The organism is Streptomyces sp. CA-278952, from assembly GCF_028747205.1.
Taxonomy (GTDB): Bacteria; Actinomycetota; Actinomycetes; order Streptomycetales; family Streptomycetaceae; genus Streptomyces.
Map to the genome: position 1 here is coordinate 4,311,511 of NZ_CP112880.1, position 22,728 is coordinate 4,334,238.

25 protein-coding genes and 1 pseudogene are annotated in these 22,728 nt (G+C 70.5%); 10 read left to right on the top strand and 16 right to left on the bottom strand.

Features of this window, described 5'->3' with window-relative positions; translation table 11 throughout:
* Positions 1 to 29: 29 nt before the first annotated feature.
* Both mshD and N7925_RS19260 read right to left on the bottom strand, forming a co-directional pair.
* Complete coding sequence (mshD, locus tag N7925_RS19255; protein ID WP_265600777.1) at positions 30 to 953, bottom strand: mycothiol synthase; 924 nt, start codon at positions 951 to 953, stop codon at positions 30 to 32.
* A gap of 109 nt (positions 954 to 1,062) precedes the next feature.
* Entirely contained in the window at positions 1,063 to 2,163 is a 1,101-nt protein-coding gene (locus N7925_RS19260) for a PDDEXK nuclease domain-containing protein (protein ID WP_265600778.1), read from the bottom strand.
* Positions 2,164 to 2,419: 256 nt separating this feature from the next.
* Between N7925_RS19260 and N7925_RS19265 the strand changes: the two genes are divergently transcribed.
* The 4 genes and pseudogenes from N7925_RS19265 to N7925_RS19280 all read left to right on the top strand — a co-directional run.
* Positions 2,420 to 4,231, top strand: coding sequence for a bifunctional metallophosphatase/5'-nucleotidase (locus N7925_RS19265; protein WP_265600779.1), 1,812 nt, complete (start codon positions 2,420 to 2,422; stop codon positions 4,229 to 4,231).
* Between the two features lie 118 nt (positions 4,232 to 4,349).
* On the top strand, positions 4,350 to 5,030 hold the full coding sequence (locus tag N7925_RS19270; protein WP_265600780.1) for a hypothetical protein: 681 nt from the start codon (positions 4,350 to 4,352) through the stop codon (positions 5,028 to 5,030).
* Positions 5,031 to 5,073: 43 nt separating this feature from the next.
* Complete coding sequence (locus tag N7925_RS19275; RefSeq protein WP_265600781.1) at positions 5,074 to 5,433, top strand: hypothetical protein; 360 nt, start codon at positions 5,074 to 5,076, stop codon at positions 5,431 to 5,433.
* 21 nt (positions 5,434 to 5,454) lie between these two features.
* Positions 5,455 to 5,562: pseudogene (locus N7925_RS19280) on the top strand (TetR/AcrR family transcriptional regulator); the annotation flags it as partial.
* 291 nt (positions 5,563 to 5,853) lie between these two features.
* Here the strand turns inward: N7925_RS19280 and N7925_RS19285 are convergent.
* The 7 genes from N7925_RS19285 to N7925_RS19315 all read right to left on the bottom strand — a co-directional run bounded on the left by N7925_RS19285 (position 5,854) and on the right by N7925_RS19315 (position 10,606).
* A complete protein-coding gene (locus N7925_RS19285; RefSeq protein ID WP_274344583.1) occupies positions 5,854 to 6,579 on the bottom strand; it encodes a hypothetical protein in 726 nt (241 codons plus the stop codon).
* 254 nt (positions 6,580 to 6,833) lie between these two features.
* Positions 6,834 to 7,430 carry a hypothetical protein gene (locus N7925_RS19290; RefSeq protein ID WP_274344584.1) on the bottom strand — a complete coding sequence of 199 codons (597 nt, stop codon included), beginning with the start codon at positions 7,428 to 7,430 and terminating at the stop codon, positions 6,834 to 6,836.
* Between the two features lie 62 nt (positions 7,431 to 7,492).
* Entirely contained in the window at positions 7,493 to 8,044 is a 552-nt protein-coding gene (locus tag N7925_RS19295; RefSeq protein ID WP_274344585.1) for a hypothetical protein, read from the bottom strand.
* Between the two features lie 148 nt (positions 8,045 to 8,192).
* Complete coding sequence (locus tag N7925_RS19300) at positions 8,193 to 8,789, bottom strand: hypothetical protein (protein WP_274344586.1); 597 nt, start codon at positions 8,787 to 8,789, stop codon at positions 8,193 to 8,195.
* Entirely contained in the window at positions 8,782 to 9,300 is a 519-nt protein-coding gene (locus N7925_RS19305; RefSeq protein WP_265600786.1) for a SigE family RNA polymerase sigma factor, read from the bottom strand. Before N7925_RS19305 ends, N7925_RS19300 begins: the two co-directional genes overlap by 8 nt.
* A gap of 125 nt (positions 9,301 to 9,425) precedes the next feature.
* Positions 9,426 to 9,929 carry a GNAT family N-acetyltransferase gene (locus N7925_RS19310; protein ID WP_265600787.1) on the bottom strand — a complete coding sequence of 168 codons (504 nt, stop codon included), beginning with the start codon at positions 9,927 to 9,929 and terminating at the stop codon, positions 9,426 to 9,428.
* 92 nt (positions 9,930 to 10,021) lie between these two features.
* Complete coding sequence (locus tag N7925_RS19315) at positions 10,022 to 10,606, bottom strand: isochorismatase family protein (protein ID WP_274344587.1); 585 nt, start codon at positions 10,604 to 10,606, stop codon at positions 10,022 to 10,024.
* A gap of 217 nt (positions 10,607 to 10,823) precedes the next feature.
* Between N7925_RS19315 and N7925_RS19320 the strand changes: the two genes are divergently transcribed.
* Positions 10,824 to 11,819, top strand: a complete 996-nt coding sequence (locus tag N7925_RS19320; RefSeq protein ID WP_274344588.1) for a GlxA family transcriptional regulator — start codon at positions 10,824 to 10,826, stop codon at positions 11,817 to 11,819.
* A 301-nt stretch (positions 11,820 to 12,120) separates the two neighbouring features.
* Here the strand turns inward: N7925_RS19320 and N7925_RS19325 are convergent, their stop codons facing one another.
* The 3 genes from N7925_RS19325 to N7925_RS19335 all read right to left on the bottom strand — a co-directional run bounded on the left by N7925_RS19325 (position 12,121) and on the right by N7925_RS19335 (position 15,985).
* Positions 12,121 to 13,440, bottom strand: coding sequence for an LPXTG cell wall anchor domain-containing protein (locus N7925_RS19325; protein ID WP_274344589.1), 1,320 nt, complete (start codon positions 13,438 to 13,440; stop codon positions 12,121 to 12,123).
* Between the two features lie 258 nt (positions 13,441 to 13,698).
* Positions 13,699 to 14,784, bottom strand: coding sequence for a hypothetical protein (locus N7925_RS19330; RefSeq protein ID WP_274344590.1), 1,086 nt, complete (start codon positions 14,782 to 14,784; stop codon positions 13,699 to 13,701).
* Between the two features lie 724 nt (positions 14,785 to 15,508).
* Complete coding sequence (locus N7925_RS19335; RefSeq protein WP_443032201.1) at positions 15,509 to 15,985, bottom strand: hypothetical protein; 477 nt, start codon at positions 15,983 to 15,985, stop codon at positions 15,509 to 15,511.
* Between the two features lie 428 nt (positions 15,986 to 16,413).
* On the opposite strand from N7925_RS19335, the gene N7925_RS19340 reads away from it, so the two are divergent.
* Both N7925_RS19340 and N7925_RS19345 read left to right on the top strand, forming a co-directional pair.
* A complete protein-coding gene (locus tag N7925_RS19340) occupies positions 16,414 to 16,992 on the top strand; it encodes an RNA polymerase sigma factor (RefSeq protein ID WP_265599385.1) in 579 nt (192 codons plus the stop codon).
* On the top strand, positions 16,964 to 17,275 hold the full coding sequence (locus N7925_RS19345; protein ID WP_274344592.1) for a hypothetical protein: 312 nt from the start codon (positions 16,964 to 16,966) through the stop codon (positions 17,273 to 17,275). The genes N7925_RS19340 and N7925_RS19345 overlap by 29 nt, the downstream gene beginning before the upstream one ends.
* 170 nt (positions 17,276 to 17,445) lie before the next feature.
* On the opposite strand, the gene N7925_RS19350 is transcribed toward N7925_RS19345, so the two are convergent.
* Entirely contained in the window at positions 17,446 to 17,634 is a 189-nt protein-coding gene (locus tag N7925_RS19350) for a hypothetical protein (protein ID WP_274344593.1), read from the bottom strand.
* Entirely contained in the window at positions 17,631 to 18,083 is a 453-nt protein-coding gene (locus N7925_RS19355) for an ATP-binding protein (RefSeq protein WP_274344594.1), read from the bottom strand. Before N7925_RS19355 ends, N7925_RS19350 begins: the two co-directional genes overlap by 4 nt.
* Positions 18,084 to 18,333: 250 nt before the next feature.
* On the opposite strand from N7925_RS19355, the gene N7925_RS19360 reads away from it, so the two are divergent.
* Both N7925_RS19360 and N7925_RS19365 read left to right on the top strand, forming a co-directional pair.
* Positions 18,334 to 19,185, top strand: coding sequence for a DUF5753 domain-containing protein (locus tag N7925_RS19360; protein ID WP_274344595.1), 852 nt, complete (start codon positions 18,334 to 18,336; stop codon positions 19,183 to 19,185).
* A 13-nt stretch (positions 19,186 to 19,198) separates the two neighbouring features.
* A complete protein-coding gene (locus tag N7925_RS19365) occupies positions 19,199 to 19,393 on the top strand; it encodes a DUF397 domain-containing protein (RefSeq protein ID WP_265600797.1) in 195 nt (64 codons plus the stop codon).
* Positions 19,394 to 20,153: 760 nt separating this feature from the next.
* On the opposite strand, the gene N7925_RS19370 is transcribed toward N7925_RS19365, so the two are convergent.
* Both N7925_RS19370 and N7925_RS19375 read right to left on the bottom strand, forming a co-directional pair.
* Positions 20,154 to 20,849, bottom strand: a complete 696-nt coding sequence (locus N7925_RS19370) for a fascin domain-containing protein (protein WP_274344596.1) — start codon at positions 20,847 to 20,849, stop codon at positions 20,154 to 20,156.
* Between the two features lie 222 nt (positions 20,850 to 21,071).
* Positions 21,072 to 21,482, bottom strand: coding sequence for a MerR family transcriptional regulator (locus N7925_RS19375; RefSeq protein ID WP_274344597.1), 411 nt, complete (start codon positions 21,480 to 21,482; stop codon positions 21,072 to 21,074).
* Positions 21,483 to 21,615: 133 nt separating this feature from the next.
* Between N7925_RS19375 and N7925_RS19380 the strand changes: the two genes are divergently transcribed.
* Positions 21,616 to 22,692 (top strand): alkene reductase, encoded by a 1,077-nt coding sequence (locus N7925_RS19380; protein WP_274344598.1) that lies wholly within the window; start codon positions 21,616 to 21,618, stop codon positions 22,690 to 22,692.
* The last annotated feature ends 36 nt before the right edge of the window (positions 22,693 to 22,728 follow it).

A 22,728-nucleotide genomic window follows, 5' to 3' on the forward strand; every position in this document is an offset into this window, starting at 1 on the left:
ACGCCGCCCCTCGCCGGTCTGCCGGGGTGTCAGGACTCCGTGCGGTACATCAGGTCCACCTCGTGCGTGGTGAAGCCCATGCGCTCGTACACCGTCACGGCCGCCGTGTTGTCCGCGTCCACGTAGAGCATCGCGGTGGGCAGCGTCTCGGCGGCCAGGTGGCGCAGCCCGATCGAGGTCAGCGCCTTGCCGAGGCCGCCGCCCTGGGCCTCGGGCAGGACGCCGACCACGTAGACCTCGCCGATCCGTTCCTCGGCGTGGACCTTCGTCCAGTGGAAGCCGACGATCTCCCCGTCCCGCTCGGCCAGGAAGAAGCCCTTCGGGTCGAACCAGGGCTCCGCCTTGCGGTCGTCCAGGTCCTGCTGGGTCAGGGACCCCTGCTCGGGGTGGTGGGCGAACGCGGCCCGGTTCACCGCCAGCCAGGCGGCGTCGTCACGGCCCGGCTCGAAGGTCCGTACGGTGACGCCCTCCGGCAGCACCGGCTCCGCGAGGTCGAGCGGGACCAGGCTCCGCCGGAGCTGGCGCAGCTCGCGGAAGAGGGAGAGGCCGAGGACCTGGGCCAGGTGGCGGGCGGCGGAGCTGCCGCCGTGCGCCCAGACCCGCAGCCGCTTGCCGGTCGCGGCGAGGAGGGCCGCGCCCAGCGCCCGGCCGTGCCCGGTGCCGCGCCGGTCGGGGTGGACGACCAGTTCGGCGGCCGGGGCCTCGACCGGGTCGGTGTCCTCCAGCTGGGCGTAGCCGGCGAGCGTCCCGTCGATGGTGAGGAGGAAGTGCCGTACGCCGTCGCGGTGACCGCCCCGGATGCGTAGCCTGCCCTGCTCGGAGACCGCCTGCCGGCCGTCCGACCGGGCGGCCTCGGCGAGCAGGGCGAGGACGGCGTCGGCCTGCGCGGAGTCGAGTGCGTCGAGGGTGTGGACCTCGCGTCCGGGAGCGGGGAGGGGTGCGTCAGTCGTCATGCCTCCGAGCGTACGGCGACGGGCGCGCCGGGCGGCGGCGCGGCGGGGCGGCGGTGCCGCGGACCGTGGGGGAAACCGGGTCGGTGTGCGGCCTCGGACGGAGGGGCGGTCAGCTGTCCTCGGACGGAGGCGTGGCGTTGAGGACGTGGTCCGCGATGCGGGAGAGGTCCTCCGCACTGGGCAGCAGCTCTCGCACCCCTTCGGGGAGCCCGGCGTACGTGCTGACGGCCAGCGGGGTGTTGTACCCGCGCAGGGCGTACTCCACCATGGCCCGGTCCCGGCTCTCGGCGATCAGGATGCCGAGTGTGGGCTCGTCCCGCTCCTTGTCCCTGACCAGGTCGTCCACCACCGAGACGTAGAACCCGAGCTGCCCGAAGTGCTCGGCCCGTGCCTTACGGGTCTTCAGCTCCAGCACGACGTAGCAGTGCAACTTGCAGTGGTAGAAGAGAAGATCGATGCGGTACTCCGAGTCGCCGACCACGATCGGGTACTGACGCCCGACGAAGGCGAACCCGACGCCCAGTTCGGTCAGGAACCGCACGAGGTTGTCGACCAGCGCGTCCTCCAGATCGCGCTCCGCCGGCCGGCCCGTGAGTTCGGTGAAGTCGAGACGGTAGGGGTCCTTGAGGATCTGCCGCACGGCGTCGGACTTCCCGGGCAGGCTGACGTCGAAGTTGTTCGCGGCGGCGCCTTCGGCGAGGTGCAGCTGCCGGTGGATCACCGACTCCAGATGCGTACGCGACCAGCCGTGGTGGACGGCGTGCTGGGCGTAGAAGTCCCGCTCGAAGCGGGTCGCGCACTTGCCCATGATGAGGACGACGTGGCCCCAGGGCAATTGTCCAACAGGCTGTTGGACAATTGTGTCGGGCCAGATCCGGGCCATCTGCTGCATGTAGTGAAGGTTGGACCGGCTGAATCCCCGCTGCTGCGGGAACTCCGTCCGCAGCTCCGTGGCGATCCGCTCGATGACCTTCGTGCCCCACCTCTCCCCGCGCTGGCGCTCCAGGATCGTCCGTCCGATCTCCCAGTACATCCGGAGCATCTCGGTGTTGACCTTGAGCTGTGCCCGGACATGGGCGCCGCGGACGATCGTCTTGAGGTCGTCGACCATGTCGAGGAAGCCGTCGGGAAGTCCGGCGGAGTGTTCTGCTGACGGCTGCTGCTGCTGTTGGCCCGGCACCTTCGCCGTGGCCGTGAGTTCGTTCTCCATGGCGTACAGGTTTCCGGTGGTGATGCGTGCCGTGACGTTTCTGCCCGGATATGTGAGCCATACGGGTGATGCGAGCGGCTTGTGGGGGCGTTCCTGACGAGCCATTTGGCCGGATGGCAACCAGTCCGTAACCCCGAACACCTGTTGCGCTACGCGCGTTGACTCTAGGCTGCGGCACGCAGGATCCCAGACGTGACACCAGCGACACGACTGCCACCACCGACACCACCGACAGCACTGACACACAAGGGGACCGATGTCAGCGACTCCGCAGAAGAACCGGGCGACACGGCGGGTGCTCGCCGCCGCGGCCGGTCTGGCCACCGTGGGCGCGCTCGTCGCCGCGATGCCGGCCGGTGCCCACGACCGGGGCCCCGGGCACGGTCACGGCCACAAGCCCCGTACCGTCGACGTGCAGTTGCTGTCGTTCAACGACCTGCACGGCAACCTGGAGCCGCCGGCCGGTTCGGCGGGCAACGTCTCCGAGACGCAGCCCGACGGCACGGTGAAGGCGATCCCGGCCGGTGGCGTCGAGTACCTGGCGACCTCGCTGCGCACCGCGCGCAAGGGCAACCCGTACTCCGTCACGGCGGCCGGCGGCGACATGGTCGGCGCGAGCCCGCTGCTGTCGGGCCTCTTCCACGACGAACCGACGATCGAGGCGCTCAACGGCCTGGACCTGGACGTCACGGCGGTCGGCAACCACGAGTTCGACGAGGGCGCGGCCGAGCTGGCCCGCCTCCAGAACGGCGGCTGCCACCCGGTCGAGGGCTGCTACGAGAAGGGCAAGGAGTTCGAGGGAGCCGACTTCCCCTACCTCGCGGCCAACGTGACCGAGGAGAAGACCGGCAAGCCGCTGCTGAAGCCGTACACCGTCTGGAAGAAGAACGGCGTCAAGATCGGCTTCATCGGTGTGACGCTGGAGGGCACCCCGGACATCGTCACGGCGAACGGCGTCAAGGGCCTCGCGTTCCACGACGAGGTCGAGACGATCAACAAGTACGCCCGCGAGCTGGACCGCAAGGGCGTCAAGTCCATCGTCGCGCTGATCCACGAGGGTGGGGCCCCGGCCTCCACCTCGTACAACTACGACTGCGACAGCCCCGGCGCGGGCGACGGCATCTCCGGCCCGATCGTCGACATCGCGAAGGGCATCACGCCGAAGGTGGACGCCCTGGTCACGGGCCACACCCACCAGGCGTACGTGTGCACCGTCCCGGACCCGGCGGGCAAGCCGCGCATGGTCACCTCGGCCTCCTCGTTCGGCAAGGTGTACACGGACACCACGCTCACCTACGACCGCCGCACCAAGGACATCGTCCGTACGTCGGTGAAGTCCGCGAACCACGTCGTGACCCGGGACCAGGCCAGGGCCACCGACATGACGCGCCTGATCGACCGCTGGAACAAGCTCGCCGCCCCGATCGCGAGCAAGCCGCAGGGCTGGATCAGCGCCGACATCAACGGCCGCGGCTCCACGGCCCCCGAGAAGCCGCTCGGCAACGTCATCGCCGACGCCCAGCTCGAAGGCCTCGCCCCGGCCGACAAGGGCGGCGCGGAAGTCGCGTTCATGAACCCGGGCGGCATCCGCGCGGACCTGGTGCACAAGGCGTCCGGCGGTGAGGGCGACGGCGTCGTCACCTACGGCGAGGCGTTCACCGTGCAGCCGTTCACCAACATGATGAACGTCGTCGACCTGACCGGCGCCCAGTTGGTCACCGCGCTCCAGCAGCAGGTCAGCGGCTCCAACGCGGCCAGCCCGAAGATCCTCCAGGTCTCCGAGGGCCTCACCTACACCCTCGACCTGACGAAGAGCGGCGCGGACCGCGTGGTCGCCGGCACCATCAAGCTGAACGGCGCGGCGATCGACCCGGCCAGGACCTACCGCGTCGCGATGAACGAGTTCCTCGCGGGCGGCGGCGACGGCTTCGCGGCCCTCGGTGAGGGCACGAACAAGCTGGTCGGCGCCTCCGACCTGGATCTGTTCAACGCCTATCTGGCGGCCCACTCCACGGCCACCGTCCCGCTGGCCCCGCCGGCGACGGACCGGATCACGGTCATTCAGTAACCCGTTGGTGGATGGAGGGGCGGTGGGTCTTCGGGCCTGCCGCCCCTTCCTGCTTTTCCCTAAGGTGGGGATCCGGTCGCCGGACACACCATTTCCCCGTTCCTGAGGAGCCCGCCGGGTGAGCAACGTACTGAGGATGAACGGCGACCGGCGAAGGCGCCGGAAACTCACGTCCACCACGGTCGCGGACGCGATCGACTTCTCCGACGGACCGGAACCGGCCCGCACGGTCGCGTACCCGGAGCGCGAGCTGCCGCCGGGCGGCCTGCCCGCCTATCTCGCGGCCCGCAAGAGCGGCGCCCGCTCCTTCGTGCTCTGGGCCGATGAGCACCGCCGGGAGCGGGTGGCCACGGTGGTGACCCGGTCCGCCGCCGGTGGCGTCGCCACCTTCCACGTCCTCGGCGCGCACGGCGAGCACCTCGGCACGATCGTGCGCGAGAAGGCGTTCCGCGGCAGGGGCCTTCGCACGCGCTGGACCGTGACCCCGGCCGGCGGCCCCGAGGCGGTGGGCTACAAGGGCCGGATCGTGTGGTGGTTCGTGTGGTGGCTGTGTCTGCCCCTGATGGTGGTGGTCGTCATCTTCTCCGTCCTCGACGGCATCCCCGGCAACGAGGGCGGCGCCGCGCGCGCCCCCCGGCGCATCCGATGGCGTGCGGGCGGCAGGATGCCCCTGGAGTTCAGGTCCCGCGGCAGCAAGCTGCATCTGCACGCGCCGGAGACGGACTGGCGGCTCGGGGCGGCGCTGGTCGCCCTGGTGCGCAGCTTCAGCGCCGACAAGTGGGACGGCCTGAAGACGTGAGGGTGGTGGTGTTCCGGGTCCGGGCACAGGAGAATTGGGCTCCATGTCCGACCAACAGCCTCCCCCGCACTGGGGCCCGCCGCACGTTGCGCCGCCCGTCGCGCCGCCCGGGGTGTACGCGCCACCGCGGGCTCGTGAGGTGACCGCTTCCTACCGGCGGTGGACGGTCGTTCTCACCTGGGCCGCCGTCGTCGTCGCCGCCCTCATGGCGTTCGCGCTCGTGATGAGCATCGTCTTCCTCGTATGGGCGGACCAGGACACGCGCAACGCCGCCTACGGCTACCTCGCGCTCGTTCTCTGGGTCGGGATCGCCGCGGGGGTCCCGGTCCTGATCGCGGTCACGGTCTCCGCCCGGGACATGAGGCGTCGGGTGCGGCAGCAGAACTGGACGGGGAACGGGTGACGGGCCCCTGAGGCGGCTTTTCGCCTCTTGGTCGCCGAAGGCATCACCGGTCTTTCGCTGCGAAAGGTCGCCGCCGAGTCGGGGCTGGACATCGGGTCGGTGCGGCATTATTTCGACGATCACCGCAACCTTCTCGTCGCGGCCGTGACCGAAGTCGGCGACCGCATGGGGAAGAGGCTCACCCGCTATTCGACCGACACCCTCGTCGGACTCGACGGCGAGCCTGCCGTGGACGCGTTGCAGGCCCTCGTCGAGGAGTCGCTGCCGCTCGACGGCGAACGGCGCGTCGAGTCGATCGTGCTGCTGGAGTTCATCGTCGCGGCACGGGTGAATCCGATCTTCCGCCCGGTGACCGCGCGGCGGACGCCCGGTGACCTGACCTCACAGCCTGTCAGGCCTCTGCCGTGTACGCGAGGTGGCTCAGGGCCGGTACAGCGACGTCAGGCCGGTCACCCGGCCCGTGCCGTCGAAGATCAGGTCGTACCCGATGCCGCCGGAGAGCGCGGGGTCCAGCCGGTTGATCAGGGTGACGAGCTGGGCCGGGGAGTGCCCGAGCAGCTCGGCGCGGCTGGTACCGGGCACCTCGCCGCGCACCGGGACCGCCAGCAGTACCTGGCCGTTCTCGGCCATGGGCACCGTGGTGTAGGAGCCCGTGCCCGGAGTGATCTCCCACGTGTCGAACCGGGTGTTGATCTTCTTCTGGGCGGACCGCACGGACAGGTAGGTGCGGCCGTTGCTGCTCCAGGCCTTGCTGATGGTCACGAACTGCTCGGTGCCGGCGAAGGGGGCGTTGAGGGCCGGTGCCGCAGTGTCCTCGGAGGCGTTGGCCGTCGGTGCCGAGGTGGCCTTGGGGTCTGCCGGCGCGGCCGTCCTGCGGGTCGGCTCGGAAGACGGCTCGGGAGACGGCGCGGAGGACGGGGCAGCGGCGCTGGGCTTCCCGCCGGTGTCCGTCCGGTCGTCCCGCGCAGAAGGAGAGGCCTCGGCCGGCTTGGCGGACGTGGCGGACGAGGAGGACGAGGAGGACTCGGCGGCCGTGGCGGGCCCCAGGTCTTCGGAGGGGTTCTGACCGCAGCCGGTCAGGACGAGGGCGCTGAGAGCGATAGCGGTGATCCAGCCCTTGGCGGAGTGACGGAGGAAAGCGTTCATGGTCAACTGCTCCTATTGTTCGGTGCGTTGGGGTTACACACTCTCTACGCCTCAGCTCCTCCGCCGGGTTGCATCCGGATCAGACTATTTTTTCTCTCGAGTCGGACAGCCCTTGGCTGCCCCGGAAAAAAGAGAGATCCCATCGTCAAGAAGACTGGTGGGATCTCGGCGAACAGTGCGCACAGTGCGGACCGGGCGCGTCGGAGAGGTGTCGTCGATGTGCAGTGGGATGCCCGTCCTGCCAGGTCAGAAGCTCATTTCACCGTCAGCCAGTAGGCTTCCCGCAGCGACTGCACGCGGCCCTCACCGTCGTAGTCGAGGGCGAACACCCACTGCGGTCGGGCGCTCAGCCGGCCCACCAAGGCGCCTATCCGTATGTCTCCTGCTTCTCCGTCCGTCACATGTTTGACTTCGACCTGAGTTTCCGGTCGCAGCGTTATTCTGTGCACCACTCCGGTGCGTATGACGGCGTCCTTTCCGGTACGCACCTGCGCCACGGTGACCCGAACCGTTTTTCCCTCCCCTGCCACCGCGTCGTAGACGAAACCGAGTTCACTCGCGTATTCCTCTCCTTGTGCGGGCGTCGGGGCCACGAACGGGGAGGCGCTTGCCGCTGCTGTCGGCTTCGCGGCGGACCGTGCCGCCTCCGGTCCGAGCCGGGCGACCGACAGGACTCCCACGGCCAGAGCCGCCGCCATCATCACGCCGCCCGACGCCCGGGCCGCCCGTTTGCGCCGACGGCGCCGATCGCCGCGCACGCGGACCTGCTCCGCGGTCTGTGGGGCGGCGTGTTTCCGGCCCGAGGCGGCGAGGCCGGCAAGCCGGCCCTTCAGATCGGTTTCATCGTCCATGCCTCACCTCCGCTGCTGTCCCCGGCGGATTCCGGTGGGCCAGGGCACCCGGTGTGCTCGGCTCACGGCTTGTACAGGGACTGCACCTTGGTGGCCCGGCCCTCACCGTCGAAGCTCAGGTCGAATCCGGCGCCTTCGCGGGTCCGGGGGTCCAACCGCGTCAGCAGGGTGATGAACTCGGCCTGTGAGGCCGGCAGGGGCTCCCCGCCCCCGGCCCCCGGGGTGTCATCGCCGCGCACCGGCACGGTCAGCAGCACCCGGGCGTCCTCCGCCAGGGTCACCGTGGTGTACTTCCCCGCGCCGGGGGCGATCTCCCAGGTGTCGAACTGGGTGTTCACCGTCTTCTCGGCGAGCCGCACCGACAGTTTGGTCAGTCCGCCCTCGGCCCAGGCCTTGTCGATCGTCACGAACTGCTTGGTACCGGCGAAGGGGACGTCGGCGGTGGCGTCGGCGGCCGGTGCGGTGTCCTCGGCGGCCGGTGCGGCGGCCGCCGTCCCGGCGGGGGAGGGGGCCGCGGTGTCCTCGGTCGTCCCGCCGCAACCGGTCAGGGCAAGGGTGCCGGAGGCGACGACGGCGAGCAGGCGCAACGTGGCCCGACGGCGTGCGGCGTGCATGATCAACGTACTCCTGGAAGCCGGTGTGGACGGGTTACACGGTCTCTACGCCCCACACCGCCCGCCGGGTTGCATCCGGGCCGGACCAATCTTTCGAGCGGGTCCGGACGCCGTACCGGCCGGACCTCCCGGCCGGACCTCCCGGCCGTCACCCCACGGTCAGCCAGTGGGCTTCCCGCAGCGACTGGACCCGGCCCTCACCGTCGTAGTCGAGGGCGAACGCCCACTGCGGCCCGGCCCGCAGCCGGCCCACGACGTCCTCCAGCCGCTTGTCCCCCGGTTCCCCTCCGGCCAGGCGCTCCACCTCGACCGGGGTCACCGCCGGCAGGGTCAGATCGTGCACCACGCCGGTGGGCACGGCCCTCCCCTTCTCGTCACGGAGCTGCTGGACGGTGACCCGGACCCTGCCCCCGCCCACGTCCACCGCGTCGTACACGTAGCCGAGTTCGCTGGCGTACTCCTCGCCCGGCGCGGGCGTCGGGGCCACGAACCGGGGAGCGCTCACGGACGGGCTCGGATCCGCGGCGGTCGGAGCCGGCTCGGACGCGGGCCGAAGCAACGACAGACCCCCCACGACCACCGCGGCGGCCAGCAGCACACCGCCCGACGCCCGGGCGGCCCGCTTGCGCCGCCGACGCCGGTCCCCGCGCGCCCGGATCAGCTCGGCGGCCATCGGCGCGGCCCCCTGGCGGCCGTCGGTGGCAAGGCCGGCGAGCCGCTCGTCCAGGCTGGTCCCGTCAGCCACGTTCCACCTCCGACACCCGGTCCGCCCGCGGATCCAGCTCAGTATCGGCCAGAATCCTCGCCAGCGCAGCCCGCCCCCGGCTCAGCTGCGCCTTGACCGTGCCCACGGGGGAGTTGGTCTCCTCGGCGACCTGTTTCACTTCCAGGTCGCACAGGTGGTGGAGCACGACGACCCGCCGCTGCGCCGCGGGGATCTGCTTCAACGCCGCGACCAGCAGCACATGGTGATCGTCCGGCGGCGGTACGTTCGGAGGCGGACCCTGCCGTTTCGCGAAGGTGAGAGAGGTACGCACGCGCCGCCACCGGCTGACGGCCAGCCGGTAGGCCACGGTGCGCACCCACGCCTCCGGCGCCCCGTCCTTGTCCAGCGCGGTCCGGCGCTCCCAGGCCCGCACGAAGGCTTCCTGAACCACGTCCTGCGCTTCGGCGCGGTCACCGATCATGGCGTACAGCTGACCGATGAGCCGACCCACGCTCCCGGCGTAAAAGGCGTCGAACGCCTGCTCGTCCATCCCCACCTGGTCTTTGGGAAGATCGCCTACCTGTTCGGTCGTGCGAACACTGCCATTCGGCCGTCGCACGGCGCAAGGATCCGCGGAGAGGAATGTGCACCCGCCGGAGCCCGGGCCGCGGTGGTTCACATCGCGGCGGAGGCCCAGGAGACGGCGAAGTACCTGACGCGTTCGTCCTCCCCGACCGGAAGCATTCCCGCCGCCGTCATCACGTGGTGGGACGCGACGTTGTCGTGGTCGGCGTCTCCCTTCACCGAGACGACGCCGCCCGCCCGGGCGAACGACAGCAGGGCGCGGAGGGCTTCGGATGCGTAGCCCCGGCCCTGGGCGGACGGGACGACGCCGTAGCCGATCGTGACGTGACCGTGTTCGTCCGGAGGGGTGTGGAAGTCCACGCCGCCGATCACCCGGTGGTCGGAGCGGCGGCGGATCGCGTACGGGCCGAACGGCCGGGGATCGCCCGTGGCCGAGCAGCGTGCCAGGAAGCGCTTGGCCACGGACACGTCGTCCTCGGTCGGGAACCCGGGCGCCCAGGCCGTGCCGGCGTCCGGCTCGCCCGCCACCATCCGTTCGGCCTCGGCCACGGATATCGGGTGCAGGACGAGCCGCTCGGTCACCAGGTCGGTCATGGCGTCACCAGGTCGGTCATGGCAGGGAGGTGTATCACGCGGTACGGAGGGGGCGCGCGTGGATTTTCCGGCCCGGGGCCGCCCCTCCCCGGTTACCTCAGGGACTCCTGCGTCGGGACGACCACCCCGTACAGGTCGCCGATGGTGGCCAGCGCGGCGTGGTGCACCTGCTGGGCGTCGAGGTCGGTCCCGGCGACCGGCAGTGACCGGGTCGCGCAGGCGTCGGCGACGACCGTGGGGCGGTTGCCGCGCAGGAACGCGCCCTGGGCCGTGAACGCCACGCACATATGGGTCATCCAGCCCGCGATGATCACGTCCCCGCCCGCCGGGACGTGCTCGCCCAGGTCGGTGCCGTGGAAGGAGTCCGGAGCCTCCTTGACGACGACGGTCTCGCCGTCGGCCGGGGCGACGGCCGGGCAGATCTGCCCGATCTCGGCCCGGATGTCGTACGGAGTCCCCTCGCCGCCGTCGTTGATGACGTGGACGACCTTGGTCCCCGCCTCGCGGGCCCGGGCCAGCAGGTGCGCGGCGGCGTCCAGCGAGTCCTGCCAGCCGTCGAGTTCCATCACGCCGCGGGTGTAGGTGTTCTGGTAGTCGACCAGGATCAGGGTGGAGCCGGCGAGCGCGGCCGGGGTCGCGTCGAAGCCGTTGAGTTCGCGCAGGGTGGTTCGGGACATGGGTGTACCGCCTCGGGGTGTCGTACGTCAGGGAGGGATCAGGGAGGGATCGGGAAGGGATCGGCGAGGGATGGGGGAGGGATGGGCTCGGTCGGCGAGCCGCTTCCCACGCTAGGACCCGGCAGGGATGTCCGCAATGACGTCTAACATGCAGATACCGACATGCGCGTTGGGTGGCCGCCGCCACCGGACGTACGGCTGAACAGGGAGATCGGGCATGGACACCGTCGGACGACTCGTCGTCATCGTCCTCTTCGAGGGCGTCGACCTGCTCGACGTCACCGGCCCGCCGGAGGTGTTCTCGCTCGCCCGGCGCGAAGCCGAGGACGCCGACGGCTACGAGGTCGTTCTGGCCGCCGAGTCCATGGACCCCGTCACCACCGGAGCCGGGGTCCGCATCCTCCCCGATCTCACCTTCGACGAGGTGGCCGGGCGGAGCATCGACACCCTCATCGTGCCCGGCTCGGTGGAGATCGACAGCGAGCGGCGGGTGCACGCCCTCGTCGACCCCGCCCTGGTGGAGCGGGTGAAGGAACTCGCCGGGCGGAGCCGGCGGACCGCCTCCGTCTGTGTCGGGGCGCATCTGCTGGCCGCCGCCGGGCTGCTCGACGGCAGGCGCGCCACCACCCACTGGTCGACCGCACCCCAACTCGCCGCCGCACACCCGGAGGTCGAGGTCGACGCCGACCCGATCTTCATTCGCGAGGGCGACGTCTGGACCGGGGCCGGGATCAGCGCCTGCCTCGACCTGTCCCTCGCCCTCGTCGCCGACGATCTCGGCGAGGCCCTCGCCCTGCGGGTCGCCCGTCAGCTCGTGATGTACCTGAAGCGGCCGAGCGGGCAGAGCCAGTTCAGCGTCCCGCTGGAGCAGATCTCGCCCACCAGGCGCATCGAGGACCTCCGCCACCACATCCTGCGCAACATCGGCCGCCGGCTCACCGTCGAGGACCTCGCCGCCCACGCGCACGTCAGCGACCGCCACCTCACCCGGATCTTCAGGACCGAGCTGAACACGACCCCGCACGCGTACATCGAGTCCGTCCGGGTGGAGAAGGCGCGCAACGAACTGGAGTCCTCCGACGCCACTCTCGAACGCATCGCGTCCGTCTGCGGGTTCGGCACGGTGGACACCCTGGTACGCGCCTTCCGGCGGCGGCTGAACGCGACGCCGACGGAGTACCGGCGCAGGTTCCGGACCTCCCGCACCGGCTGATGGCCGGGGGCGGGAGCGCCGGGGGCCGGGGCCGTGGGCGGGGAGCGCCGGGGCCGGTGGGCGACGTCCGGCTCAGGCGCCCCCGAGGAAGTCCGCCCGTACGGTCTTGAGGTCGGTCTCCAGGGCGATCCCGGCCGCCCCGGCGCGGGGGCCAGTTCCTCGCAGGGCTCCTCCGTCATCTCCGCCAGGTCGACCGGTTCCGACGGGAGAGGGCGGAGACCCGTACAGGTCTCCGCCCTCTCACCGCTTCAGCGCTTCAGCGTTTCACCGCTTCGGTGCCTCAGCGACTTTCGCTTCGCCGTCAGGCGTCGGAACCGGCCTTCCGGCGACGGACGACGAACACCGCCGCCGCGCCGAGCACCACGGCCGCACCGCCCGCGAGAGCGATCGAGGTGGTGGCGGAGGACGAACCGGTGGCGGCGAGGCTGCCGTCCGTGCCCGTCTTCGCCGGGGTGCCCGTCGCCGAGCCCTGCGGCTGGTGGCCGGAGCCCTTGTCGCCGGGCTTCGTGGTCTTGGCGGGCTTGGGCTTGGCGTCCTCGGTCTTGCCGGGCTCGCTGCCCGCGGCCTTGACGTCGAACTCGTACATGTCCGCGCCGGGCGTCCCGCCGCAGGAGCCGTCCTCGTTGTAGAAGCCGGCCGCGATGAAGGCGACACCGTTGCCGGCCGGGGTGGCCTTGTCGAGGGTGAGGCGCATCTTCAGGTCGGTCCGGGCGCCGGGCTTCAGCGCGCCGACGGCGTCGATGTAGTCGTCCTTGACGTTCTTCCACTTCGGGGACGACTCGGAGGACCACTGGAGGCGGAAGAACTTGCCCGTGTCCTTGAGACCGGACTTGTCGGTCGCGTGGACTCCGACGTACGTGATGATCTCGTCCATGTGCCGGTCGGAGCCGTTGGTCAGCCGGAGGGAGAAGGCGGTGGTCGTCCCGGCGACGAGCTTGGTCGGCAGGCCGGTCACCACGGCGGTGAGGTCGTCCTCCTCGGGCTCGCAGTCCTCGCCCTCCTCCTCGGCCTCCTTCTTGGCCTGGGCCAGCGCCGCGTCGGCGGCGATCTTCGCGGCGAGCGCGTCGTCCTTGGCCTTGTCGGCCACGCCGGCCGCGCGGACAGCCGCGACCCGTGCGTCCTGTACCGCCTTTTCGGCCTCCGCGGCCTTGGTGTCGGCGGTGGTCTTGGCGGTGGCAGCCGTCGCCGCGGTCGCCTCGGCCTCGGAGAGCGCGGTCTCGGCGGTCTTCCGCTCCTCGGTGTCGTCGGCGGGGAGGGCGTCGAGGGCGGCCTTGGCGTCGGTCACGGCCTGGTCGGCGGCGTCCTTCGCGGCTCCGGCGTCCTTCGCGGCCTGCTTGGCGGCGTTGGCGGCGGCCACGAGAGGGTGGCTGTCCTTGGACAGTTCATCGAGGGCCTTCCGCACCGTGATCTGGGCCTCGTCGCGAGCCTTGACGGCCTCTTCGTACGCCTTCTGCGCTGCGGCGGCGGCCGCCTCCAGCTCCTTGATGGTCGGCTTGCTCTGCTTGTTCTGCGTCTGCGTCACCGGCTTGGTGTCGGCGAACGCGGGAGTGACGGAGAGCAGGACGACGGGGGCGGTCACGGCGGCGGCGACGGCGGTGGCGAGAGCGCGGCGAATCTTCACATGATCCCTTGGGTCGGGTCCGAACGGCGGAAAACGCTGTGGGGCGGCTGCCACGGCGGAGTGATCACGCGGGCGACCTGTGCCGATCGTATGGGGATCCTGTGAGGGGGGCGGGGCATTATTCCGGGCCCGGGGGCGGGAAGGCATCCCCGGGAGCGGACAGACGTCACCAAAGCGCGCAGTTGCTCCCGGATTCCGTCTTTTCGCTGTGACGAAAGCCATGCGGCCGTGCCGTCCGTGCCGGTGGGCTCCGCCCGGTCAGGCGGCGGCAGTTCGTGTGTCGTGGCTCCGGTGCGTGCGGTGTTCGCGGCAGTCGCGGCAGTGGCCGGGGGTGGGGGATCGGAAGGCCCGGTCGCAGTCGCCGCAGGTCTGGAAGGGCGTGACGGTGATGCGCGGGCGGGTGGGGGCGGTGAGGTCGCGGACGCCGGGGAGCGGCGGGGGAAGGAGGGCGGTGAGTCGGTGTTTGAGGAGCAGGGCGGGACGCCTGAGGGGGTGGGGCAGGTCGGTGGTGAGGGCGCGGCGGACGGCGTCGGGATGGGCGGCCCGTTCGAGCCAGGCCGCGACGCCGGGCGCCAGTTGACGGATGTCGGCTTCGGAGAGTGCCAACTCCGGTGTGTGACGGCGTAGGTCGCTGAGGAGCGCGGTGGCGGCGCGGTCGAGTTCCGGGGTCAGTTCGTCCGGCTGGGGGAGAGGCGGGGGTGGTGGCTTGGGTGCGGTCGGGGGCGGGAGCAGCGGTACGAAGAGTGGGGGCGGGGGCGTGGACGGGGGCGGGGGCGTTGCGAGGGAGGGCGGCGGCGGTACGGGCGGGGGATCGGGCATGCCCTGCGAGGTTGCCGGGGCCGGGGCCGGAGCGGGAGTCGGGGCCGGGGCGGGCGTGGGCACTTCGGCCGGTGCCGGTGCCGGTGCTGGTGCCGGTGCCTGGGGTGTGGCTGTTACGGCGGGTCGTCGGGGGCCCGACGTCTGACGGGGGCGTAACAGCGCTGTGGGGTGGTTGCAGAACACCGTGCGGGTGATGACCCGGCCGTTGGGCAGCCGTTCCCGGACGCGTTGCAGGTAGCCGAGGGCTTCCAGTTCGCGCAGGGCGGCCGCGATGCGTTTCTCGCCTTCGTGGCAGTGGGCGGCGAGTGCCTTGATGCTGACTTCCGTCCCCTGGGGCAGTGACTGGATGCGTACGGCGATGCCGATCGCGGTGCAGCTGAGGCCGGGGTGCTGGGCGAGGTGGTTGCCGACGACGGTGAAGCGGTCGGTGTGCGGGATGACGATGTGGATCACGCCGGAGGTGGGCAGTGGTCCGGGAACCTCTGCCAGGGCGCGCGTGAGCGCAGTATTCTGCTGGGTATCCATCGGGAAGCTGTCTCTTCCTTGGTGGTCAGGCCCTCGGTTGGGATTGCAGTCCCGGTCGGGGGCCGACGTATGTCGGGTGGGGTGTTGCTGGCGTGAGCATATGCCGGACAACCTGCCCGAAAGCGAGCTGAGTTGGGAAATCTCACCCGTGTGGGTGACGAGCCCTGGGATGCGTCAGGTGGTCGCCGGGGTGGGTCGGGTGGGGTTCTTTCTCTTGTTTCTTTAGGTAGTTGATGTCGCGCTTCACCGGGTCGCGGTCGAGAACGATCCGGTCGGGGGTCCATCGGGACGCACCGGGTCGCGGCGGCGCCCGACCCGGTCGGAGCAACCCCCCAGCGAGCGTGCTCAAGCGGCCGGGACTACATGAAGTCCGAGGACGAACGGACCCACAAACCGCTGTTGCTGTCAGAAGGTTTGACAGTTCACGAGCCGGGGGCACCGCGGAGCCAGACGCGAGGCCGCCGACGCCCGCGTTCGCTACCTCACCGGCCACCTCGGCCAACCTGCGCAGGGAAAGGCGGCACGAGGGTGCCCGGGCCGCGCGGGCGCTGTGCCGTCAGCAGCGACCGGATCAGCGTCTCGTCGACTGGGATCTCATCCTCGTGAAGCGTCACGTCGGCAGTCTCACCGCAAGAGGAAGCGAGAAGCGAGTGACTTTCTGAGGTGCCCGGCACCTGCGGCCAGAACCGAGCTTCGACAGCGCCGCGCTCCGGTCATGCTCCGGTCACGGTCCTTCCGCCAACCGTTGGCTCGTCCTCCAGCGCGGGGCGTCGAGATCCGGGACATCCAGAGACGCGAAGTGGAAGGGCACCTGAAGGTGGCAGGCCAGCGCCCGGCCGGCCTCGGCAGCAGCAACGCCAGGACGAGGGCGGCCAGATCGGTGGTAGACGGTCGCCAGGTGACTCTCTCCCTCCGGAGAATCCAGGACCGCGACCAGGTCCACGAACCAGCCGTGCACGGTGTCGCCGTCCCACACCGCCTCAACCGCTGCCACTCGGCCGGGAAGAGCTGCGACCCGAGCTGCGAGCGAGGGGAGGTCCAGCGGATCGGGCGGCGTGCGCTGTACACGGTCGCCCAGAGCCTCGTATCGCGCGTGGACCACCAGCTCGGCCTCGTGCAGGCCGACCCCCAGAGGGCGCAGCGCCTCCCAGACGGACACGACCGCCGACAACCGACGGTCGCGCAGCACGTCGGCATCCACCTCACGGCGGGTTCGTTCCTCCAGGTAGGCCCACCACCCACTCACTGGGCCACCAGCCGGGATCTCAGGGTGCACATCATGGGTTCGAACGTACGCCAGGGCTCGGTACCCGCCCGGACCGCCCGCTTGGGGGTGCTGTCGAATCGCGGGCGCTGGGCCATGGAGAATCGAGAGCACGATGTGCGGGATGTGACGTTCGGAGAGGACGCCTCACGGGTACGGACCGGCAGCGCGCCGCAGACGATGGCCTCCAACTTTTCCGGGCGCAGGCCGAATCCTTTCGGCGGGCCCGCGCCTCCTATACATGGGCCGACAAACGTCGGGACGGGATCAGGAGGTCGTCATGATCATAGGTATCGCCATCGCCGCCGGAGCCGTGCTGCTCTGCACGTGCAGCTACTTCGTCATGCGCAAGCGAAAGCAAGCCCGTGGCTGACTCGTCCTGGCCCGGTGAGCAGCTGATTGTCGCCGCCCAGCGCGGCGACGCCGATTCGATCACCGCGTTGGTGTCGGATGCGCACCCGAACGTGCGGCGATTCGCCCGCTCGCTCTGCGCCACTCCTGAGGATGCCGAGGACGCGACGCAAGAAGCCTTGATCATCCTCTATCGGAAGATCGGGATGCTACGGGCGTCCGGCGCACTGGCGTCGTGGATGTTCCGCATCGTCCGCAACGAGTGCCTGCGCCGTGCGCGGACGATGCGGGCCCACGCACCCCTGCCGGATGCCGCCGTGCGCTCGGCCGAGGAAGTGGTTCTGCAACGCATCGAGGCGGGCAAGGTGGCGGCGGCCATCGCCGCTCTGCCGGCCGAGCAGCGCCGCGTGTTGATCATGCGGGACATTCAGGGCTACAGCGGACGAACGGTCGCCGAGGCGCTCGGCCTCAGTACCGCCGCGATGAAATCCCGTCTGCACCGCGCCCGCACTGCGGTTCAGCAGTCCCTCCGTGTCCCACCCGAACCCGCGCCTGGAGACACCCATGACGACAACCAAAGCCGACGGCCCTGACTTCGCGAGTTCGTCCCTGCCCCGCCACCTGGTCCGGGGCGTGATCGGATTCGGCAGCCTGATCGGCTCGGTCGCGTGCATCCCGACCGTCGGCCCGGCCGGCCTGCTGCTCCTGCCGGTCGGCGTACTGGCACTGCGCGGCTGCCCGATGTGCTGGACCATCGGCCTGATCCAGACCATCTCGCGGGGCCGCCTGCAGCGCGCTTGCGAGGACGGCCAGTGCAAGCTGACCGTCGTGGACCGGGACCACGAGGAGCGCCCGACCGCATCGGTCTCGCTATAGCAGAGCCGTGGATTCGGTGCCTGCGTCCGGGACACCGCGTCCGCCGAGGACACTGCACCGGCCACCGGCCGGCAGGGACCCCCACGAAGGCGGGCACCGGCAACATGCCGGGTGTTTGCGACTCTCTGCTGCTCCAAACGGTTCCTCAAACTGACCATGTAGGACATGGGCTAAGTGTCGTACATCGGGTGTCCGGGGCCGAGGAGGTCCGCGGCTTCTTCGTGGCGCCGCCGGTCGGACGGGTCGGAGTCCATCGGCGGCGCTTCCCTCGCGGTGGGCCCCGGCGCCAGGGCGATCCCGGCGGCGAGCGCGCCGAGAGCCAGGGCTGCCACCGCGAAGCCCCACGGGGTGACGATCACGGGGTCGGCTCCGGCCGCCCGAGCGTGAACCAGACGGCCTTGCGCCCGGGGTGTCGGCGATCGCCGCCGCGCGTCCCCCAGGCCAGTGCCAGGCTCTCCACCAGGACGAGCCCCCGCCCGCCCTCCGCCTCCAGGCCTGCCCCCGGTGCGCCGAGCGTGCCGGTGAGCGGGCTGCCCTCATCCGTGACGGTGACGGTGACCCGCTTCCGGTTGACGGTCGCGTGGACCCGGATCAGTGGCGTACCGGTGTGGCGGTGGGCGTTGGTGACCAGCTCGGTCACGCAGATCCGGGCGTCGTCGACCAGCCCGAGGTGCCGGCTGACCTCCAGCAGTGAGGTGACGAAGTCCCGCGCGACGCGCGGTGCGCTCGCGGTGTTCGGCAGGGTGAGCCGGTAGGTCTCGCCGCCGATCGGGTTCGGCTGTACGGGAGTTGGCAATGCAGCGGTCATGTCGGTCTCCCCATGCGGTCCGGTTCGGTGAACGGGTGCGCTGCGCCCGGCCCGTGGCGATGGCCGCCTCGCCGCACGTGTCAACGCACGGCGATGCGACTGCACTTCGGGAGGACCCGGGGTGAAGCGCGGTGTGTGGTCGACCATAGCGGTAAGTCTCATTTGTGCTACGCATCTGGAAAATTAAGAGACCGAATGGATTACCGTGGGCGTGCCAGCCAGACTGTGAGCCGATCAGAGGAGATCGTCGATGCCACCGAGGAAGGCACCCACGGCGCGGCAGTGTCGCGTTGGTGCGGAGCTGCGCAAGATGCGGCAACACGCGGGCCTGGCGCTGGCCGAGGCCGCCGCCCTGCTCAGTACGGATCGCACCGCCATCAGCAACACGGAGTCCGGGCGCTTTGGCGTGAGCGGCGAACGGGTGCGTGCCTGGGCCGGTGGCTATGCGTGTCCTGACGAGGCCTACGTGGATGCGCTCGCCGCGATGGCCGACGAGCGGGGGCGGGGCTGGTGGGAGGAGTATCGCGGCGACCTGACCAGCGGAACGCTCGACCTGGCGGAGCTTGAGCACCATGCCGTCGGCATCCGGGCGGTGCTGATTATGTACATGCCGGGTCTGCTCCAGAACGAGGACTACGCGCGCGCCGTCTTCGCGGAGGCGGTCCCGGAGCTGCCCCCGGCGCGCAGGCGACGGCTGCTCTCCCACCGGCTCAAGCGCCGAGATGTTCTCGACCGGGAGAACCCGCCGACCTGTACGTTCCTCATTCACGAGGCGGCGCTACGGATGACGTACGGCGACTCGGGCGTCGCGCGCGGTCAGTTGGAGCACCTGCTGCGCGAATCGGAGCGGGACAACGTGACCATCCGGGTGGTTCCCTTCGCCGCCGGCGGTTTCCCGGAGACGGGAAGCTCGACGCAGTATGTCTACGGCCCTGTTCCGCAGCTGGATACTCTGCTGACGGACACGGCAGCCGGACCCGCGTTCCTGGACGCCGAAACGCCTCTGAGGAACTATCGAGCGGCGATGGACCGGGTCGAGGAGCTGTCCCTCGACCCGCGGAAGTCGAGAGACTTCATTCGTGAGGTTGCACAACAAGTGTGAAGGCGTGAGGTACGTGGATATTCAGTGGCGCAAGTCCTCGAAGTCGTCGGGGGCCGAGGGCAACGCCTGCCTGGAGCTTGCCGAGCACGGCGGTGAGATCCTGCTGCGCGAGAGTGACAACCCCGATGTGATCGTCCGCACGACGCGCACCAAGCTTCGGGCGTTCCTGGGCGGTGCGAAGGAGGGCGAGTTCGACGACCTGGCCTGAGCAGCCCTGATCGGTAGTGAGCGGTCCCCATCGGCGCAGATGGGGACCGCTTCTCGTCGTTTGTATCACTTGTTTGTCCAGCCAGATTCACTCGTTAGACGTCAAACACTTGATACGCGCCCGCATCACGCGCTAGCTTCCGGATGTGCCGTCCCGTCACGTGGCGGCCAACTCCTCCTCTGTCTGCGCCCTTTGGGGGAGTCGAGAGCAGTGCGCCCCCTCCCCGCGGCTCGTCACGCCGGCCGTGGGCGGGGGGCGTTACTGGTGTCACGTCAGGAGGCCCTTGCCATGTGCGACCCCGACCCTGATCCGACGCGCCCCGAGGGCTCCGCCCTCCGCGCGTACTGGTGTGAACGCACCACGTACCCCCTGCTGCGCGGCAGTGCCCCCGACTGCTTCACCCGGTCCTCCGCGCCCACCGCCGTCGAGGCGATCCGGCGGTTCCAGTCGGAAGCGCGGGCTCTCACGGCGACCATGGGCCCCGACGCGCGCCGCAGGGCCCTGGAGCTGATCGACGGGGGCGGCCGCGTGCGCACGATCGCCGCGCTGCACCGGGGGCGTACCTGCGGGTTCTCACTCGGGCACGGCGATCGGTGGACGGAATGGACGGTACGCCCGTACCTCGCGTTTCCCGTGGCGCCCCGGCATCTGTTGCCCGTCCTGTCCCCGGAGGGCTGCCCGTGCGGGGGTGGCGGTGGATTGTCCGAGCCATGGCCCGGCCCCTGTCCGGGTGCTGGAGAGAGCCGGGCCACGGGCGGTGTCAGCCGACGATGTTGTACAGGTCGAACTGCTCCCAGGAGCCGGTGACGTCGGCGGAGCGGGCGCGCAGCGTGTACTGGAGCGAACCCGTGTAGCTGTTCTCCATCGCGACGAAGAGGTTGTTCAGGGTGGACCGGAGCGCGTAGAGGTTCAGGTCCTCGTTGTGGTACATCACGAACCGCTCCCAGCCGCCGGCGGTCGTCGAACGGGCCCGCAGTACGTTCTGCGCCTGGCCGGTGAAGTTCTTCTCGACCGCCACGTAGCGGTTGTTCGCGAGGGACTTGAGGGCGAAGGTCTCGCCGACCTCGTCCCACTCGAACGCGAAACTCTCCCACGCGCCGAAGACATGGGTGGAACGGGCGCGCAATGCACCGGTGTTGGGCGCGACGTAATTCACCTCGGTGGTCGTGAACTTCCCGTTGCGCATCGACTTGATGGCCATGGGGCCGGACTCGTCGGCCGGGGCGGCGGCGCTTCTGCCGGAGGCGGAGAGGGCCTGCTGTCTGTCGGAGGCGTCGGTGATGCGCGCCAGGTCGGCCCCGTCCACCTTCTCCCAGCCCGCGGGGACGCCGCCTGCGGAGACTTCGCTCGCGGAGGCGCCGGCCGCGCGGTCGTTGTGCGGGGCGGCTCCGGCCGCCGGGGCCGCCAGGACGGAGGCGGTCAGCAGGGCGCTCAGGGAAAGGAGGGTGGAGGTCATGCGTCGCACAGGTCTTCCTCGCTTTTCATTGCCGCGTATTCCGGAATCCGGAATACGCGGAGGGTGGAGAGAAAGGGTCCGGGCGTCGTCGCTCGCTCGCGCGCCGGGAACCCCGAAGTGACCTCAGCGTAAGGGCAGTTCGAGATTCCCGGCAAAGGTTTTCAGGGCGTCCCGGAAATTCCGGAAAAGGTCGAGCTGAATATGTTCTTCCGCTGCTATCCGTTAAGAAAGATGACCTGCTCCGTCTTTGTCACGGACACTTCGCGTCTCCGGGCGCAGCGTGCTGCGGTGGGCCCGGTTGACGGCCATCAGGGCGTCCAGGGCGTCCCGGGTGGCGCGAAGGTCCTCGATGTGCGCGGAGAGCCGCTCCCGCTCCTGCTCCATCCGCTCCATCGCCGCGTCGGAGGTCTCCTCGCTGGGCGCGTCGACGCAGGGCAGCAGCTTCATGATGGTGCGGCTGGACAGGCCGGCGGCGTAGAGCCGCTGGATGAAGTGGACCCGCTCGACCTCCGCGTGGGTGTAGTGCCGCTGGCCGCTCGGGCTGCGGCTGCTCGTCAGGAGCCGCTGCTCCTCGTAGTAGCGCAGGGACCGGACGCTGGCCCCCGTGAGGGCCGCGAGTTCTCCGATGCGCATGGTGTGGCCCCTCCGCTTCCCGCCGAGAGGGTCACCGTACGGGCTTGCCCCTCACATTGATGTCAGGTTTTAGCGTAGCGCCGTACCCGGTTCACGGGTGCTTCGGAGCTGATGGAACCAGGAGATTCGCGCCATGAACCAGAGCCTTTTCGACAGCTACCGCCTCGGTGACCTGCGGTTGCCCAACCGGGTGGTGATGGCGCCGATGAGCCGCGTCCGGGCGGCCGCCGGAGGGCTGGCGACACCGTCGATGGCCACGTACTACGCGCAGCGGGCGTCCGCCGGGCTCATCGTGAGCGAGGGGGTGCAGCCGAGCCTGGTCGGGCAGTCCAACCCCGGTACGCCGGGACTCCACACCGACGAGCAGGTCGCCTCGTGGCGGCCGGTGACCGCCGCGGTCCACGCCAACGGCGGCCGAATCTTCGCCCAGATCATGCACGGCGGCCGGGTCTCGCACCCGGACACCAACGGACTGCGGCCGGTCGGGCCCTCCGCCGTCGCGGCGACCGGCGAGGTGTTCACCCCGACGGGCCCGCAGCCCGTGCCGGTGCCGCGCGCCTTGGAGACGGCGGAGGTGCCCGAGCACGCCGAGTCCTACGCGTCGGCTGCCCGCCGGGCCGTCGACGCCGGGTTCGACGGCGTGGAACTCCACGGCGCGAACGGCTACTTGATCTCCCAGTTCCTCTCCTCGAACGCCAACCTCCGCACCGACCGCTACGGCGGGTCCCTCGCCAACCGGGTGCGGTTCGCCGTCGACGCGATGGCGGCGACCGTCGACGCCGTGGGTGCGGCCAGGACCGGCATCCGGCTCTCGCCGGGCGGGGCGTTCTGGGGCGTCGAGGAGCGGAACGTACTCGAGCTCTACACCGCACTGCTCCGGGAGTTGGCGTGTCTGGAGCCGGCCTATGTGCACCTGGAGGCGACGGCCGACGAGGAGGTGCTGGTCGCCCTGCGCCGGGCGTGGCCCGGAACTCTGATCATGAACCCGGTGCTGCCGATGGGGCCCAAGCGCGCCGAGCGTTCGGACGCCGACCGCTGGCTCGGACTGGGCGCCGATCTCATCAGCTTCGGCCGGGCCTTCATCGCCAACCCGGACCTGGTCGAGCGGATGCGCGCCGGGCTGCCGATCGCCCCGGAGGACGAGGCGACGTACTTCCAGGGGGGCGACACGGGGTACGTCACCTACGCCTCGTACCAGCACGCGGGCTGAACCGGCGAGCGCGGCCGGGGGTCACCTCCGGAGGAG